Consider the following 16281-nt stretch of genomic DNA (forward strand, 5'->3'; position numbering starts at 1 on the left):
CGCTACGATTCCTTCACGACCATATAACCCAGGCCGCGGACGTTGCGGATCAGGTCCGAGCCGAGCTTCTTGCGCAGCGCGTGGATATACACTTCGACGGTGTTGCTGCCGATCTCCTCGCCCCAGCCATACATCTTCTCCTCGAGCTGGCTCTTCGACAACACCGCGCCGGGGCGCGCGAGCAGCGCCTCGAGCAGCGCGAATTCGCGCGCGGACAGCGCCACGGGCGCGCCGTCGAGCGTGACCTGATGCGACGCCGGATCGAGCGTCAGCGCGCCGTAGCGGACCAGCGATTCGCTGCGCCCCGCCTGGCGGCGGATCAGCGCGCGCATCCGCGCGGCAAGCTCGTCGAGGTCGAACGGCTTGACGAGATAATCGTCGGCGCCCGCGTCGAGGCCCTTCACCCGATCGGCCACCGCGTCGCGCGCGGTAAGAATCAGCACGGGCAGCGCGAGCCCACGCGCGCGCAGCGTGCGCAGCACGTCGATACCGTCGCGCTTGGGCAGGCCGAGATCGAGCAGCAGCAGGTCGTGCGCCTCGCCGGTGGCGAGCGCGGTCAGCGCGGCTTCGCCGTCCTGCACCCAGTCGACCGCGCAACCATCCGCTTTCAGCGCCTTTCTCACGCCTTCGGCGATCATCCGATCATCTTCGACTAGCAATATCCGCATTCTGAAAAACGTCCGTCGCCTGCGTTCACGATGGCGGACATTGTAGCGCCGCGCCGTGCACACGCGGACAGCGGCGCAATGCAACGCGGCGCACATCGTTTTCTCTACAATGTGCGCGTTGCGCCGCCGCGCAAGCGCGCGGTCTTTCGCTTCGCCCCCCTGTTCCGATATCCCGATATTCGTCGATGAATCCACCTGCCCGTCACCTCGCAGCTCCGGCCAGCGTGCGCCACCTTTCCCCCCCTTTCCGCCCATCCCGCTCATCCCTCCCGCGCCGCTGCGCCGCAAGCGCCCATCGCGCGGTTCTGCGCGGCACGGTGCTCGCCGCCGCGGCCGCCGCGCTCGCGTTCGCCGCGCCCGCCAGCGCGCGCAAGACCAAGCCGCACCGGCCGGCCGCAGCCGCCGTGTCGGCCGCGCAGGGCGTACTGCCGGCGCCGATGCTCGCCGCGCTGCAGCGCGCCCGCGTACCGGCGTCGAGCGTGAGCGTCGTCGTCGAGCGCATCGGCAATCCGTCGCCGGTCGTCGCATGGAACGCAAGCCGCGCGATGCAGCCCGCATCGACGATGAAGCTCGTCACGACCTATGCGGGGCTGTCGCTTCTCGGCCCCGACTACCGCTGGCGCACGACCGCTTACGCGCAAGGCACGGTCGACGCGAGCGGCACGCTGCACGGCACGCTGTATGTGAAAGGCACGGGCGACCCGAAGCTCGTGCCGGAAGAATTGATCGACCTGGTCAACCGCATCCGGCGCACAGGCATCGTCAACATCGACGGCGCGCTCGTGCTCGACAAGACGTTCTTCGCGCCGCAAACGCGCGACCTGCCGCCGCTCGACGACGACGTGAGCGCGCCGTACAACGTCGGTCCCGATCCGCTGCTGTATGCATTCAAGTCGCTGTCGTTCACGGTGACGCCGACCGACAACGGCGCCGTCGCGATCGACGTGCTGCCCGCGCTGTCAGATCTGACGATCGACAACGCGCTCGTCGCCGGCGACGGCGCATGCGGCGCGGCCGCGGCCGCCGCCGCGCGCCCTGCCGTGTCGATGAGCGCGGACGGCGCGCTCGACGCGTCGTTCGCGGGCGCGTACTCGCAGCGCTGCGGACCGACGACGACCAACATCGCCGTGCTCGACCACACCGCGTTCTTCGCGCGCGGCTTTCTCGCGCTGTGGCGGCAGACGGGCGGCGCGTTCACGGGCACGGTCGGCGAAGGCAAGGTGCCCGCGGCCGCACGGCTCGTCGCCGCGCATCACGGCCCGGTGCTGTCGAGCGTCGTGCACGACATCAACAAGTTCAGCAACAACGTGATGGCGCGCAACCTGTTTCTCACGATCGGCGCGGTGAAGGGCCGCCCGCCCGCGACGCCCGACGGATCGGCCAGCACGATCCGCGCGTTTCTCGCGAAAAGCGGCCTGCCGACGGCCGGGCTCTCGCTCGAGAACGGCTCGGGGCTGTCGCGCAACGAGCGCGTGTCCGCGCTCGCGCTCGCCGATCTGCTGCAGGCGGCGAACGCGAGCCCCGTCGCTCAGGCGTTCGTCGATTCGTTGCCGGTCGCGGGCGTGGACGGCACGATGAAAAACCGGCTGACGAACGCGCCAGTGCTCGGCAATGCGCATATCAAGACCGGTACGCTGCGCGACGTGCGCGCGATCGCGGGCTACGTCGGCTCGGCGGACGGATCGAGCTACGTCGTCGTCAGCTTCATCAATGACGATCGCGCGGGCGCCGCGCGCGCCGCTCACGATGCGCTCCTCGAGTGGGTGTACGAAGGCCCGCGCTGACGCGTTCGCGCCCAAGCCGGCGCCGAAACACGCGCGGCGCGCGCCGGCGCCCCGTCACCGCTTAAAACGTCCGCCGGCCGGGCCTGCGCGCCGGCGGCCTTGCGCCGCCCATCGAAGATTCCCTCTACGAAACACTCTCGCGCCCGGTACGCCGATTGCGTACCCTTTCGGCTACAACCGAAGACACCGGGCCGCACCCGCGGCATCGCGCCGCCCCGCACCCGATTCGCCATCATGGGGAGACAATCGTGCAATTCAGCATCGAATTGCTGCTGCTCGCGCTTGCGCCGGTCTTCCTGCTGTGTATCGGCTGGGAAGCATGGCATGTCTCACGCACGCGCCCCTCAGAGGCGATCTACAGCCTGCGCGACACGCTTTGCAACGCCGCGCTTGCGCTGATGCACCAAGGCGCGGACAAGCTGGCATGGATCTTCGTGCTTCCCCTCTACGCATACTGCTATACGCACTACCGGCTCTTCACGTGGGACGGCACGTGGCTGTCGTTCGCCGTGCTGTTCGTCGCGCAGGATCTGCTCTACTACGTGTTCCATCGCGCGAGCCATCGCGTGCGCTGGCTGTGGGCCGCGCACGTTGTCCACCATTCGTCCGAGCGCCTGAACTTTTCGACCGCGATGCGGCAAAGCCTGATGTATCCGATCGCCGGCATGTGGGCATTCTGGCTGCCGCTGGCGTTCCTCGGCTTTGCGCCGCAGCAGATCGTCGGCATCGTGCTCATCAATCTCGCGTTCCAGTTCTTCGTCCACACGCAGACGATCGGCAAGCTCGGCTGGCTCGAATATGTGCTGAATACACCGTCGATCCATCGCGCGCATCATGCGCGCAACCCGCGCTACATCGATCGCAATTACGCAGGCGTCCTGGTAATCTGGGACCGGCTGTTCGGCAGCTTCGTCGAAGAAGATCCGCGCGATCCGCCCGAGTACGGAATCGTCGAGCCGCTGCGCTCGAACAATCCGCTCGTCGCGACGTTCGCCGAATGGCGCTCGATGGCCGTCGACGCTTGGACGGCCGACGGATGGCGCAATAAACTGCGCGCGATTATCGGGCCGCCCGAGTGGGCAAGCGCTTATCATGCACGGGCGGCGGCGTCCGGCGCCGCCGAGGCGCCCGCACTCGCCGCCGCGCCCCCCCCACGATAAACGCGCGGATGCCTTGCCGCACCGCTTCACCGATTTACCGCGCCGGCCGCTTCGCCTCCCGGCGCAAACCATGCAACACGGACATATCTACGAGGAGATACCCGCATGAACCAGCCGCAACGACCGTCACAACCCACTCGCGCCGCACGCGTGAAGCGCTACGCGCAGGCCGCGCTCGCGAGCGTCGCCCTCGCCGCCCTTGCCGCGTGCGGCGGCGGCGATGACAACGGGCAGCCGGCGCCGGGCGCCGGTGTGAACATGCAGGTCGTGTCGTTCGGCGACAGCCTGTCGGACGTCGGCACCTATTCGCCGCGAATCCTGCTGGGTTTCGGCGGCGGCCGGTTCACGACGAATCCGGGCCAGGTATGGACGCAGGACGTCGCCGCGTACTACGGCAACACGCTCACGCCCGCGTTCGAAGGCGGCTTCGGCGTGCCGCTGCAAGCCTCGGGCGGCTACGGTTACGCGCAAGGCGGCGCGCGCGTGACGCAGCAGCCGGGCGTCGGCCACGCGAGCGCGGGCACGCCGAACGCCGATTTCGCGCAGGCGACGACCACCCCTGTCGCGACGCAAGTGCAGCAATACCTGCAGCAGCACGGCAGCTTCAACTCGAACCAGATCGTGCTGATCAACGGCGGCGCGAACGACATCTTCTATCAGGTGCAAGTCGCGCAGGCGCAAGGCTCGACGCCGGCCGCGCTGCAGCAGGCCGCGCAGCAAATCGGCCTCGCCGCGCAGCAGCTTGCGGGAATCGTTCAGCAGATCGTCGCGGCGGGCGCGACGCACGTGTTCGTCGTCAACGTGCCGGATATCGGCAATACGCCGCTTGCGTTGTCGGGCGGCGCGCAGGCGCAGGCGTTGTTCACGCAGGTCACGACGCTTTTCAACGGCACGCTCGCGGCAACGCTGAAGGCGCTCAACGTCGATCCGAAGAAGGCAGTGCTGATCGACGCGTTCACGTGGCAAGACCAGATCGCCGCGAACTATCAGGCAAACGGCTTCTCGGTGGCGGCAAACGGCACCGCGTGCAACCTGCAATCGATGATCGCGGCCGCGACGAAGGCCGGCGTGCCGAATCCGACCGGCTTCGGCTCGTCGCTGTTCTGCTCGCCGCAGATGTACACCGCGTCGAACGCCGATCAGACCTACATGTTCGCGGACACCGTCCATCCGACGACCCGTCTGCACGCGCTGTTCGCGCAATACATCGAGCAGCAGATCAAAGCGGCGGGTATCGGCAGCTGATCCCGCTGACGCGGGCGCATCGCCCACGGCGATGCGCTCCCGCGCCGCCCGAAAACGCCTGGTTCGCATCGCGCGAACCAGGCGTTTTTGTCTGACAAGCGCATCCGCGGCGACGCCGTAAATCTGCTCGTACCCCGCTCGGACAAAGCCTTAGCCGCTCCTGCGATCTGGCGCACACACCGCGCGCGCGAAGGTCCGTTCGCGCACAAACCGCCGGCGCCGCACCTCCGATAATCGCATCGCCGGTTGCCTTTCGGGGCTCGACGCACCGCATTGATGCCTGATGCGACGCAAGCCCGGCCGCGCGAATTTCCTTTTGACCGACAAAATCATGAATACGAGACCAACGCTACTCTCTTCCGTCCGCTTCACGACCCGCCTGCTACGCCGCACCGCCCAAACAGCCTGCGCAGGCGCGCTGCTCGCCGTGCTCGCCGCCTGCGGCGGCGGTGACGACGCACCCGCCACCGCCGGCCGCGTGAACATGCAGGTGGTCGCATTCGGCGACAGCCTGTCGGATGCCGGCACCTACGCCAAGCAAGTCCAGCACCTGTTCGGCGGCGGCGGGCGCTTCACGACGAACCCCGGCCAAGTCTTCACGCAAGAAGTCGCCGCTTATTACGGCAACACGCTCACGCCCGCGTTCGAAGGCGGCGTCGGCGTGCCGTTGCAGGCCGCGGGCGGCCTGGATTACGCGCAAGGCGGCGCGCGCGTATCGCAGCAACCCGGCATCGGCCATGCGCCCGAAGGCACGCCGAACGCCGATTTCGCCGGCGCGACGACGGTGCCGGTCGCCACGCAGGTCCAGCAATATCTGCAGCAGCACGGCAGTTTCAATGCGAACCAGATCGTGCTCGTGACCGTCGGCGAAGCCGACATTCTTTACCAGATGCAGGCCGTGCAAACGGCAGGCAACACGCCGGCGGCTCAACAAGCGGCCGGGCAGGCCGTCGGCGCGGCCGCGCAGCAGCTCGCTGGAATCATCCAGCAGATCGTCGCGGCGGGCGCAACGCACGTGTTCGTCGCGAACACGCGGGATATGGGGCAAACGCCGGTGGCGCTAGCGGCCGGCGCTCAGAGCGCGTTCACGCAAATGTCGCAGCTCTTCAACGGCACGCTTGCCGCATCGCTGAAGGCGCTCAACGTCGATCCGGCGAAGGTCGCGGTCCTCGATCTGTTCACATGGGCGAACAACATCGCCGCGAACGCGAAGACTTACGGTTTCTCGGTGACGAACACGGGCACCGCGTGCAATTTGCAGGCGATGGAGGCTGCCGGCGCGGCGGCAGGCGCGCCGGACCCGACCGTGTTCGCGTGGGCGCTGTTCTGCTCGCCGCCGATGTACACGACGCCCGACGCCGACCAGACCTATATGTTTGCCGACCCGCTCCATCCAAGCACGCATATGCACACGCTGCTCGCGCAGTATGTGGAGCAGCAGATCGCGGCGGCGGGCATCAGCCGCTGAACCCGGCGCGTCTAAGGAAGGAAAATGCCCGGCTCGCATGATGCGAGCCGGGCATTTTTTGTGTCGTTATCCGATTGTCCCGACACCGGCGCGGGCATGGCGGCGTGCCAACAATGACATCCCCATGCGTTGCGCACGGGCAGCCGCGTCCGAGCGGGCAGCGGGCACGCGCCATCCGCGCATGCGTCATTGCTCGGCGTCGAACGCCGCCGCCGCGCGGCCGAGCCGATCGTTAAGCGCGGCCCACTCGGGCGTATCCGGCAGCTTCTCGACCAGAATGCGCGCGACCTGCGCACGGTCGAGCGCGCGCAGCAGCCCGTAAAGCGCGCGCGCATACCCTTGCGGGTCTTCGGGCGCCGCGACGAAATGCACGCCGTCTGCGTGCGCCCACGCACGCGCGCTCGTCGGGCGCGCGACGAGCGCCACGCGCTCGCCATTGGCACGCGCGGCGGCAAGCCATGCGTCGAGTTGCTCGAATGGCGCGAGCGCAAGCGGTGTACGCGGCGCGTAATGCGCCTTCAGCGTGCCGGATGCGCGCGGCGCGCCCGCATCGCTGCCGTCGGGCAGCCGGGGCGCGACGCCGAGCACGTCGGCAATCTGCTGCGGCGTCACGTGGCCGGGGCGCAGCAGCGCCGGAAATCCACGCGACAAATCGACGATCGTCGACTCGATTCCAACGTCGGACGCACCGCCGTCGAGCACCTGCACCGTGCCGCCGAATTCGTCGCGCACGTGCTGCGCGGTAGTCGGGCTCACGTGGCCGAAACGGTTCGCCGAAGGCGCCGCCACGCCGCCATGCCCGCCGCGCCGTGCGTCGAACGCGCGCAACAGCGCCTGCGCGACCGGATGGGACGGGCAACGCAGCCCGATCGAATCCTGGCCGCCGCTCACCGCATCGGGAATACGCGCGGCGCGCTTGACGATCAGCGTGAGCGGGCCCGGCCAGAACGCGTCCATCAGCTTGCGCGCGTCGGCAGACAACGCATCCGACCAATAGTCCGGATCGCTGCCCGGCGCGAGGTGAACGATCACCGGATGATTCGCGGGACGCCCCTTCGCCGCGTAGATCCGTGCAACAGCGGCCGGGTTTTGCGCGTCGGCGCCGAGCCCGTAGACGGTTTCGGTCGGAAACGCGACCAGCTCGCCCGCGTCGAGCCGCGCGGCCGCGTCGTCAATCTGCGCGGCGCTCGGAAACGGTCGATCGTTCGACATCGTCCGCCCCATCAATCGAGCGCGATGCGCAGCAGCCGAGCGCACGCGTTCGCGCCCTCGACCGCTTCGTCGAGCGTCGCCGCGGTGAAATTCACGTGGCCCATCTTGCGGCCGATCCGCGCATCCTCCTTGCCGTACAGATGCAGCCGCGCCGTCGGCATGGCGGCGACCTGATCCCAAGGCGGCGTCACCGGCTGCGGCAACGCGCCTGCGCCGGCGGGACCGCCATGCGCGAACCACACGTCGCCGAGTATGTTGAGCATCGCCGCGGGCGAATGCTGGCGCGTGCTGCCCAGCGGCAGCCGCGTCATTGCGCGCACCTGCTGCTCGAACTGGCTCGTCTCGCACGCATCGAGCGTGTAATGGCCGGAGTTGTGCGGCCGCGGCGCCATCTCGTTCGCAACGAGCGAACCATCTTCGAGCACGAAGAATTCGACGCACAGCACGCCGACGTAATCGAGCGAGGCGGCGATCTTCAACGCCGCTTTGAGCGCGTCGCTCGCCAGCGCGTCGCTCGCCGCGGGAGCGGGCGCGACGCTCAGCGCCAGAATGCCGCCGCGATGGGTGTTCTGCGCGAGCGCAAACGTCGCCGCCTCGCCGTTCACGCCGCGCGCGATCAGCGCCGATACCTCGAATGCGAGCGGCAGACGCTTCTCGAGCACGCAAGGCACCGCGCCCATCGCCGCATACGCATCGCGCACGTCCTGCGCGCTCGCGACACGCGCCTGCCCCTTGCCGTCGTATCCGAGGCGCGCGGTCTTCAGGATGCCGGGCAGCACCGCCTCGAGTTCGGCGTCGGCGAGCGCCGCGAGCGCATCAGCCGTTTCGATCACGACGTGCGGCGCGACCGGCACGCCGCAGGCCGCGATAAAGCGCTTCTCGGCGATGCGGTCCTGCGCGATCGCGACGCACCGGCCGGCCGGTGCGACGAAGGTGGTCTGCGCGAGAAAATCCAGGCTGGCCGCCGGAACGTTCTCGAATTCGGTCGACACCGCGTCGCAAAGCTGGGCAAGCTCGGTGAGCGCCGCCTGGTCGTCGTAAGCGGCGCGCAAATGCCGGTCGGCGACGGTGCCCGCCGGGCTTGCCGGATCGGGATCGAGCACCGCGACGCGATAGCCCATCGCCTGCGCGGCAAAACAGAACATGCGGCCAAGCTGGCCGCCGCCGACCATGCCGAGCCAAGCGCCGGGCAGAATCGGAGAAATCGGAGTGGGGATTGCAGTCATGTCAGCCTTGCATAGGGCCAGTTTCGGCGCCCGGGCGCCGGTTTCCGGATCGACAAGTACTCGCCGCGCCGCCCGGCGCCCCGACGGCGGTTGCGTCGGGCGCGCATGTCGGCCGCTCCCCGGGGGAAAGCGGCGAAAAGCAGCGCGGACGTTGTTTCATTTCAGGAATCGGCGGCAACAGACGGCCCGGACGCTCCCGCCCAGCCGCTTGGCCGCCCGCATCACAGCGGCGGCAGCACCATCGCGTGCGCGGCCTCGTTCTGCCGCACGCGAAAGCCGGCCAGCCGGTTCGCATAATCGGGCAGCGTGCCCGACAGAATCGACACCGCGAACAGCGCCGCATTCGCCGCGCCCGCCTCGCCGATCGCGAACGTCGCGACCGGCACGCCTTTGGGCATCTGCACGATCGAGTGCAGCGAATCGACGCCCTTCAGATACTTGCTCGCCACCGGCACGCCGAGCACGGGCACCGTCGTCTTCGCGGCGAGCATGCCCGGCAGGTGCGCGGCGCCTCCCGCGCCCGCGATGATCGCGCGCAGGCCGCGTTCGCGCGCCTTCTCGGCGTAATCGAACATCTCGTCGGGCATCCGGTGCGCGGAGACGACCTTGGCCTCGTAAGGCACGCCAAACTCCTGCAGGATCGCAACGGCATGCCGCATCACGTCCCAATCGGAACTGGAGCCCATCAGCACGCCGACCAACGGCGCGCTGTGCGTGTGATGTTGGGCGTTCTGTACTTCGCTCATCGTGCGCTTCCTCGCGTCAATCAATCGGGGCGCGAATCAGGCAAGCGTGCCGCCGGTAATCCGCTCGAGCGCTTCCTGATACTTCGCGCTCGTCTTCGCGATCACCTCGTCGGGCAGCTTCGGCGCGGGCGGCGTCTTGTCCCAGTCCTGCGTCTCCAGCCAGTCGCGCACGAACTGCTTGTCGAACGACGGCGGGTTGGTGCCCACCTGATATTGGTCGGCCGGCCAGAAACGCGACGAATCGGCCGTCAGCGCCTCGTCCATCAGGTACAGCTCGCCGTGGTTGTCGAGACCGAATTCGAACTTCGTATCGGCGATGATGATGCCGCGGGTTGCCGCATAATCGGCCGCTTCCTTGTACAAGCGGATCGAGATGTCGCGGATCGTCGCGGCAAGCTCGGTGCCGATGCGGCGCTCGGTTTCCTCGAACGAGATGTTCTCGTCGTGGTGGCCAAGCTCGGCCTTCGCCGCCGGCGTGAAGATCGGCTCGGGCAGCTTCTGCGCGTTTTGCAGGCCAGCCGGCAGCTCGACGCCGCACACCTTGCCCGTCGCCTGATAATCCTTCCAGCCGCTGCCGGCCAGATAGCCGCGCACGACCGCTTCGATCAGGATCGGCTCGAGACGCTTGACCACCACCGCGCGCCCCTGCACCTGCTCGACTTCGTCGGCCGCGACGACCGATTCCGGCGCGTCGCCCGTCAGATGGTTCGGCACGATGTGCGCAAGCTTGCCGAACCAGAAATTGGCCATCTGGTTGAGCACGCGCCCTTTGTTCGGAATCGGCTCGCCCATGATGACGTCGAACGCCGACAGGCGATCGGTCGTCACGATCAGGAGCTTGTCACGGCCGACCGCGTAGTTGTCGCGGACCTTGCCGCGACCGAGAAGCGGCAGCGAGCGCAGCGTGGATTCGTAAAGGGTAGACATCGTCTTTTCGCAGAAATGAGGGCCAAACAAAAAGGGAAACGCCGTTCCCGTCGGTACGCGGGAACGGCGATCTTACAGCACAGCGGGCCGGCAACCGGACAACGGCGGCACGCTGCCGCCCGTCCGGCTGATTGCGCGTCGGTTCAGCGCACGACTTGCGCCAGCTCGCCCGACTTATAGCGCTCGGCAATCTTGTCGAGCGGAACCGGCTTGATCTTGCCCGCCTGACCTTCGCAGCCGAACGCGACGTAGCGCGCGACGCAGATCTTCTTCGCCGCTTCGCGCGCCGGCTTCAGGTAGTCGCGCGGATCGAATTTTGCCGGATTCTCGACGAAATAGCGGCGAATCGCAGCCGTGATCGCCAGGCGCAGGTCGGTGTCGATATTGATCTTGCGCACCCCGTGCTTGATCCCTTCCTGGATCTCCTCGACGGGCACGCCATAGGTTTCCTTCAGATCGCCGCCGAACTCGCGGATCTCGGCGAGCAGTTCCTGCGGCACCGACGACGAGCCGTGCATCACGAGGTGCGTATTCGGAATGCGCGCATGAATTTCCTTGATCCGCTCGATTGCCAGAATATCGCCCGTCGGCTTCTTCGAGAACTTGTACGCACCGTGCGACGTGCCGATCGCGATCGCGAGGGCGTCGCATTGCGTCTGCTTGACGAAATCGGCGGCCTGCTCCGGATCGGTCAGCAGTTGCTCGCGGGTCATCGTGCCTTCCGCGCCGTGACCGTCCTCCTTGTCGCCCTTCATCGTCTCGAGCGAGCCGAGCACGCCCAGCTCCGCTTCGACGGTCACGCCGATCGCATGCGCGAATTCGACGACCTTCCTCGACACGTCGACATTGTATTCATACGACGCGACCGTCTTGCCGTCCGCCTCCAGCGAGCCGTCCATCATCACGCTCGTAAAGCCGCTTCGGATCGCCGCCGCGCATACCGCGGGCGACTGGCCGTGGTCCTGGTGCATGACGACCGGAATATGCGGATACGACTCGACCGCCGCTTCGATCAGGTGGCGCAGGAACGGCTCGCCCGCATACTTGCGGGCGCCCGCCGATGCCTGCATGATCACCGGCGCGCCGACTTCGTCGGCCGCCGCCATGATCGCCTGCACTTGCTCGAGGTTGTTCACGTTGAACGCGGGCAGGCCGTAGCCGTGTTCCGCCGCGTGGTCCAGCAGTTGACGCATTGATACGAGAGGCATTGTGGTACTCCTTGTATGAAAACCTTGCGCCCTGCACGACGTGCGGCGTGAGCCCCGGCAGATCAAATGAGTGCGGGGGATCGCCGACGCGGGAGCGTCGAATAGCCGCATTTTATCGCGAAGCGCCGCCGATTCAGACCAAACCGGCATTCGGCGGGCCGTTTGTTACGTCTTCCAGATCGCACTGAAGCGAAAAAAAGCAAAAAAAATCGCGCGGGGTCGGAAACCCGCGCGATTGGCTCGATCCGGCCCGGGCAAATGCCCGCCGGGCTCAGTAATGCTCGCCGACCCGCACGATCTTCAGCGTGTTCGTGCCCCCTGCCTGCCCCATCGGTTCGCCCACCGTCAGCACGACCATGTCGCCGTGCTCGACGTAACCGCGCCGCGCGACCAGTTCAAGCGCCTTTTGCAATGCGGAATCGCGATCGCTGTCGAAATCGACGTGCAGCGGCGTGACGTTCCTGAACAGCGCCATCGCGCGCTCGCTGCCGACTCGTGGCGTCAGCGCGTAGATCGGCACGTGCGTGTAGTGGCGCGACATCCACAGCGCCGTCGCGCCGGATTCCGTCAGCGCGACAATCGCCTTCGCGCCGAGATGGTATGCGGTGAAAAGCGCGCCCATCGCAATCGACTGATCGATCCGCGTGAACGTGCGGTCCAGGAAATCGCGGTCGAGTTCGACCTGCTCGGACTTCTCCGCCTCGACGCAAATGGCCGCCATCGCCTCGATCGTGACGACCGGATACTTGCCCGCCGCCGTCTCGGCCGACAGCATCACCGCGTCGGTGCCGTCGAGCACCGCGTTCGCGACGTCCGACACCTCCGCGCGGGTCGGCACCGGCGCGTGGATCATCGATTCCATCATCTGCGTCGCGGTGATCACGAGCTTGTTCGATTCGCGCGCCATCCGGATCATCCGCTTTTGCAGCGCCGGCACGGCCGCGTTGCCGACTTCGACGGCAAGATCGCCGCGCGCGACCATGATCCCGTCCGATGCGTCGAGAATCTCCTGCAGCGCCGGAATCGCCTCCGCGCGCTCGATCTTCGCGATCATCTTCGGCTTGATGCCGAACGGCGCGCCCGCGATGTTCGCGAGCTGGCGCGCCATTTCCATGTCGGTCGCGGTCTTCGGAAACGACACCGCGACGAGATCCGCGCCGAGCGACATCGCGGTGCGGATGTCCTCCATGTCCTTCGCGGTCAGCGCCGGCGCGGACAGCCCGCCGCCCTGCCGGTTGATCCCCTTGTTGTTCGACAGCTCGCCGCCGACCGTGACCGTGGTGTGGATCTCGTCGCCCACCACCCGCTCGACCTTCAGCACGATGAGCCCATCGTTCAGAAGCAGCACGTCGCCCGGTTTCAGGTCGCGCGGCAGCTCCTTGTAGTCGAGGCCGACCCGCTCGTCGTTGCCGAGTTCGCAGCCCGCGTCGAGGATGAACGGCTGGCCGGGCGTGAGCATCGTCTTGCCCGCCTCGAATTTGCCGACGCGGATCTTCGGGCCTTGCAGGTCCGCCATGATCGCGATCTCCCGGCCGACCTTGCGCGCGGCGTCGCGAACCATCTCGGCGCGCGCGCGGTGATCGTCCGCCGAACCGTGAGAGAAATTGAGCCGCACGACGTCGAGCCCCGCCTGCATCATCTGCAGCAGAACCTCCGGCGAGCTGGAGGCCGGGCCGATCGTCGCGACTATCTTGGTGGCGCGATGCATGAAACTCCTCGTCTGACTGAGTAAAAACGCTGGATGGGTCGCTGCGAGAGCGAAAGCCGCGCGGCCCAGCCGCCGCCGCCTCCGTCGGTGCGCGCCGGTGCTCACGCCCGGCGTCGCTTTGTTCGCGCGCGCCGGCTCGCATCGCCGGCGCCGCATCGTCCTGCCTGCCATGCGCATCCGGCGCGCCTCGCGCGGCCCGCCGGATGCATCGTCACGACGCGTGCATCATGCGCGCGTTTCGAGCACCTCGACGGCGGGCAGCTTCTTGCCTTCGAGGAATTCGAGGAACGCGCCGCCGCCCGTCGAGATGTAACTGACCTTGTCGTGGATGCCGTATTTCGCGATCGCGGCGAGCGTGTCGCCGCCGCCGGCAATCGAGAACGCGGCCGAATTCGCGATCGCCGTCGCCAGGGTCTTCGTGCCGTTGCCGAACTGGTCGAACTCGAACACGCCGACCGGGCCGTTCCAGACGATCGTGCCCGCCTTCTCGAGCTGGCCGGCCAGCGCCTTCGCGGTTTCCGGGCCGATGTCGAGCACCAGGTCGTCGGGCTCGATCTCGCTCACCTTCTTCACGGTGGCCGCGGCCGTCGCCGAGAATTCCTTCGCGACGACGACGTCGGTCGGAATCGGCACCGACGCGCCGCGCTTTCGCGCATCGTCGATGATCGCCTTCGCCTCGCCGACGAGATCCGGCTCCGCGAGCGATTTGCCGATCGACAGCCCCGCCGCGAGCATGAACGTATTCGCGATGCCGCCGCCGACGATCAATTGATCAACCTTCTCCGCGAGCGACTTGAGAATCGTCAGCTTGGTCGACACCTTCGAGCCCGCGACGATCGCGACGAGCGGGCGCTTCGGATTGCCGAGCGCCTTGCCGAGCGCATCGAGTTCCGCCGCGAGCAGCGGGCCCGCGCATGCGATGCCCGCGTATTTCGCGATTCCGTGGGTCGTCGCCTCCGCACGGTGTGCGGTGCCGAACGCGTCGTTCACGTAGATGTCGCAAAGCTTCGCCATCTTCTGCGCGAGTTCGTCCGAGTTTTTCTTCTCGCCCTTGTTCACGCGGCAGTTCTCGAGCAGCACGACCTGGCCGGGCGCGACCGACACGCCGTTGTCGACCCAGTTCGCGACGAGCGGCACGTCGCGGCCGAGCAGTTCGGCCAGACGCTTCGCGACGGGCGCGAGCGAATCCTCGGGCTTGAACTCGCCCTCCGTCGGACGGCCGAGGTGCGAGGTGACCATCACGGCCGCGCCCGCCTCGAGCGCGGCCTGGATCGCGGGCACCGACGCGCGGATGCGCGTGTCTTCGGTGATATTGCCGTGATCGTCCTGCGGCACGTTCAGATCGGCCCGGATGAAGACGCGTTTGCCGGAGAGCTGGCCTTCGGCGATCAAATCGGTAAGACGCTTGACTTGGCTCATGGGACTGGATGAAGGTTGGTGAAGGAAGGCGCTTCGAACGCGCGCGGGCAGCCGCCGTGAAAGGCGCCTCGCGCGACCCGCCGGCTTCGCCTGGCCAGGCTCGCGCTGCGCACGCGCGGGAAATTCCGGAAAGGGCCATTCTAGCCGATCCGACTGCCGCGCTGCCGTCCCGCGGCCATCCGCAGCGACGAATTCCGGCGCTCAGGCGGGCGAACGCACAATGGGCGGCGCGCGATGCCACGACACGCCGGCCGCCGGCATCGCAACGCCGCGACGCCGCACCGGTGCCCATTCGCGCGCGGCGGCCCCAGCGTCAGACCCAAACCCGCAGCAGCGTGAACACCAGCATCCCGACGACGATCGTGCCGAGCATGCTGCGCCGCCACAGAAACCATCCGAGGCCCGCCGCGGCCGCGTAGAAATCGTGATTCGACAGCGCGAAAGAAATGCCCGCGGGCGTCTCGAGCACGTCCGGCAACACGACCGCGACGAGCGCGGCGGCGGGCGCGTAGCGCAGCGCGCGCTGCGCGCGCTCGGGCAACACCGTGCGCTCGCCGCCGATCAGGAACAGCGCGCGCGTGAGCGCGGTGATGAGCGTCATCCCGGCGATCGCGAGCCAGGTCTGCAGATCGGTCATTCGGCATCCTCCGCGCAGGCGCGCCGCTCGGCGCGGATGCGCCGCCAGTCGGCGCGCTCGGCGATCCAGTCCGCGATCACGCCCGCGGCGAGCGCCGCGACCACCGCGAGCGGCAGCGCGAGCCGGTACGGCAGCTCGAACGCGACGAGCGACACGATTCCCGCAACCGAGACGGCCACGAGCGTCGAGCGGTTCGCGATCGCGGACACCATGATCGGAATCAGCGCGAGTGTGCCGGCAAGCGCGAGCCCCCAGCTATCCGGAAAAATATTCGCGAGCGCGATCCCCGCGAGCGACGACACCTGCCACGACAGCCAGCTCGCCAGCGCCATCCCCCAGAAATACGCCTCCTTGCCCGGCACCTGCCCCGTCGCGAAGCCCTGCTTCTGGAACAGCAGATAGATCACGTCGCCGTTGAAATAGCCGATGGCGAGCCGCCGCCAGAGCGGCAGGTGGGAGAAATGGGGCGCAAGCCCCGCGCTGAAGATCACGAAGCGCGTATTCACCATCGCGGCCGTCAGCAGGATCGTCCAGACCGGCAGCTTCGCGGCGAACAGCGGCAGCACCGCAAGCTGCGACGAGCCCGCGTAGACAAGCAGCGACATGCCGAGCGCCTGCCCCGTCGTCAGCACCGACTTGCTCATCGCAATGCCGGTGACGAGCCCCCACGACAGAATCGCCATCAGCGTCGGCGAATAATCGCGGGCGCCTTGGGCGAATGCGAAACGGTCGGTGGCGGAAAAACGAGCGAGCATCGGATATGGGAAGCGCCTTCGACGCGCAGAGCCGGGCGGCTTGCGCACGCCGCGCCATACTGTTGCGCGCCGCGTGCCGCCGCCCATTATTGTTGCGATGGGATTGATGCGGCGATTA

Annotated in this window: 14 protein-coding genes; 4 read left to right on the forward strand and 10 right to left on the reverse strand. The window is 67.6% G+C overall.

The window, feature by feature from the left end:
• Nucleotides 1-2 precede the first annotated feature (2 nt).
• Nucleotides 3-668 (reverse strand): response regulator, encoded by a 666-nt coding sequence (locus AQ611_RS14730; RefSeq protein WP_059520548.1) that lies wholly within the window; start codon nucleotides 666-668, stop codon nucleotides 3-5.
• A 185-nt stretch (nucleotides 669-853) separates the two neighbouring features.
• On the opposite strand from AQ611_RS14730, the gene dacB reads away from it, so the two are divergent.
• The 4 genes from dacB (at nucleotide 854) to AQ611_RS14750 (ending at nucleotide 6325) form a co-directional block, all read left to right on the forward strand.
• Nucleotides 854-2452 carry a D-alanyl-D-alanine carboxypeptidase/D-alanyl-D-alanine endopeptidase gene (gene dacB / locus AQ611_RS14735; protein WP_180978176.1) on the forward strand — a complete coding sequence of 533 codons (1599 nt, stop codon included), beginning with the start codon at nucleotides 854-856 and terminating at the stop codon, nucleotides 2450-2452.
• Between the two features lie 248 nt (nucleotides 2453-2700).
• A complete protein-coding gene (locus tag AQ611_RS14740) occupies nucleotides 2701-3612 on the forward strand; it encodes a sterol desaturase family protein (RefSeq protein WP_069234936.1) in 912 nt (303 codons plus the stop codon).
• A 105-nt stretch (nucleotides 3613-3717) separates the two neighbouring features.
• The gene (locus AQ611_RS14745) at nucleotides 3718-4857 is read left to right on the forward strand and encodes an SGNH/GDSL hydrolase family protein (RefSeq protein WP_069234937.1); all 1140 of its coding nucleotides are present in this window, start codon (nucleotides 3718-3720) and stop codon (nucleotides 4855-4857) included.
• Between the two features lie 331 nt (nucleotides 4858-5188).
• Nucleotides 5189-6325: an SGNH/GDSL hydrolase family protein gene (locus AQ611_RS14750; RefSeq protein ID WP_069235325.1), complete on the forward strand. Its 1137-nt coding sequence runs from the start codon at nucleotides 5189-5191 to the stop codon at nucleotides 6323-6325.
• Nucleotides 6326-6511: 186 nt separating this feature from the next.
• Here AQ611_RS14750 and AQ611_RS14755 read toward each other — a convergent pair whose 3' ends face one another.
• The 9 genes from AQ611_RS14755 to AQ611_RS14795 form a co-directional block, all read right to left on the reverse strand.
• Nucleotides 6512-7537 carry an L-threonylcarbamoyladenylate synthase gene (locus tag AQ611_RS14755; protein WP_059520616.1) on the reverse strand — a complete coding sequence of 342 codons (1026 nt, stop codon included), beginning with the start codon at nucleotides 7535-7537 and terminating at the stop codon, nucleotides 6512-6514.
• An 11-nt stretch (nucleotides 7538-7548) separates the two neighbouring features.
• A complete protein-coding gene (locus tag AQ611_RS14760; protein WP_069234938.1) occupies nucleotides 7549-8763 on the reverse strand; it encodes a 5-(carboxyamino)imidazole ribonucleotide synthase in 1215 nt (404 codons plus the stop codon).
• A gap of 221 nt (nucleotides 8764-8984) precedes the next feature.
• Complete coding sequence (purE, locus tag AQ611_RS14765; RefSeq protein WP_059520552.1) at nucleotides 8985-9509, reverse strand: 5-(carboxyamino)imidazole ribonucleotide mutase; 525 nt, start codon at nucleotides 9507-9509, stop codon at nucleotides 8985-8987.
• A 36-nt stretch (nucleotides 9510-9545) separates the two neighbouring features.
• Nucleotides 9546-10436, reverse strand: a complete 891-nt coding sequence (locus AQ611_RS14770; protein ID WP_069234939.1) for a phosphoribosylaminoimidazolesuccinocarboxamide synthase — start codon at nucleotides 10434-10436, stop codon at nucleotides 9546-9548.
• Between the two features lie 143 nt (nucleotides 10437-10579).
• Nucleotides 10580-11644 carry a class II fructose-bisphosphate aldolase gene (fba, locus tag AQ611_RS14775; RefSeq protein WP_059520554.1) on the reverse strand — a complete coding sequence of 355 codons (1065 nt, stop codon included), beginning with the start codon at nucleotides 11642-11644 and terminating at the stop codon, nucleotides 10580-10582.
• Nucleotides 11645-11915: 271 nt separating this feature from the next.
• Nucleotides 11916-13352 carry a pyruvate kinase gene (gene pyk, locus AQ611_RS14780; RefSeq protein WP_069234940.1) on the reverse strand — a complete coding sequence of 479 codons (1437 nt, stop codon included), beginning with the start codon at nucleotides 13350-13352 and terminating at the stop codon, nucleotides 11916-11918.
• Between the two features lie 225 nt (nucleotides 13353-13577).
• Complete coding sequence (locus AQ611_RS14785; protein ID WP_059520556.1) at nucleotides 13578-14771, reverse strand: phosphoglycerate kinase; 1194 nt, start codon at nucleotides 14769-14771, stop codon at nucleotides 13578-13580.
• Nucleotides 14772-15084: 313 nt separating this feature from the next.
• On the reverse strand, nucleotides 15085-15408 hold the full coding sequence (locus tag AQ611_RS14790) for an AzlD domain-containing protein (RefSeq protein WP_059520557.1): 324 nt from the start codon (nucleotides 15406-15408) through the stop codon (nucleotides 15085-15087).
• On the reverse strand, nucleotides 15405-16163 hold the full coding sequence (locus AQ611_RS14795; RefSeq protein ID WP_069235326.1) for an AzlC family ABC transporter permease: 759 nt from the start codon (nucleotides 16161-16163) through the stop codon (nucleotides 15405-15407). The genes AQ611_RS14790 and AQ611_RS14795 overlap by 4 nt, the downstream gene beginning before the upstream one ends.
• Nucleotides 16164-16281: the final 118 nt, after the last annotated feature.

Origin of the sequence: Burkholderia singularis, assembly GCF_001718875.1 — a bacterium.
Classification (GTDB): domain Bacteria; phylum Pseudomonadota; class Gammaproteobacteria; order Burkholderiales; family Burkholderiaceae; genus Burkholderia; species Burkholderia singularis.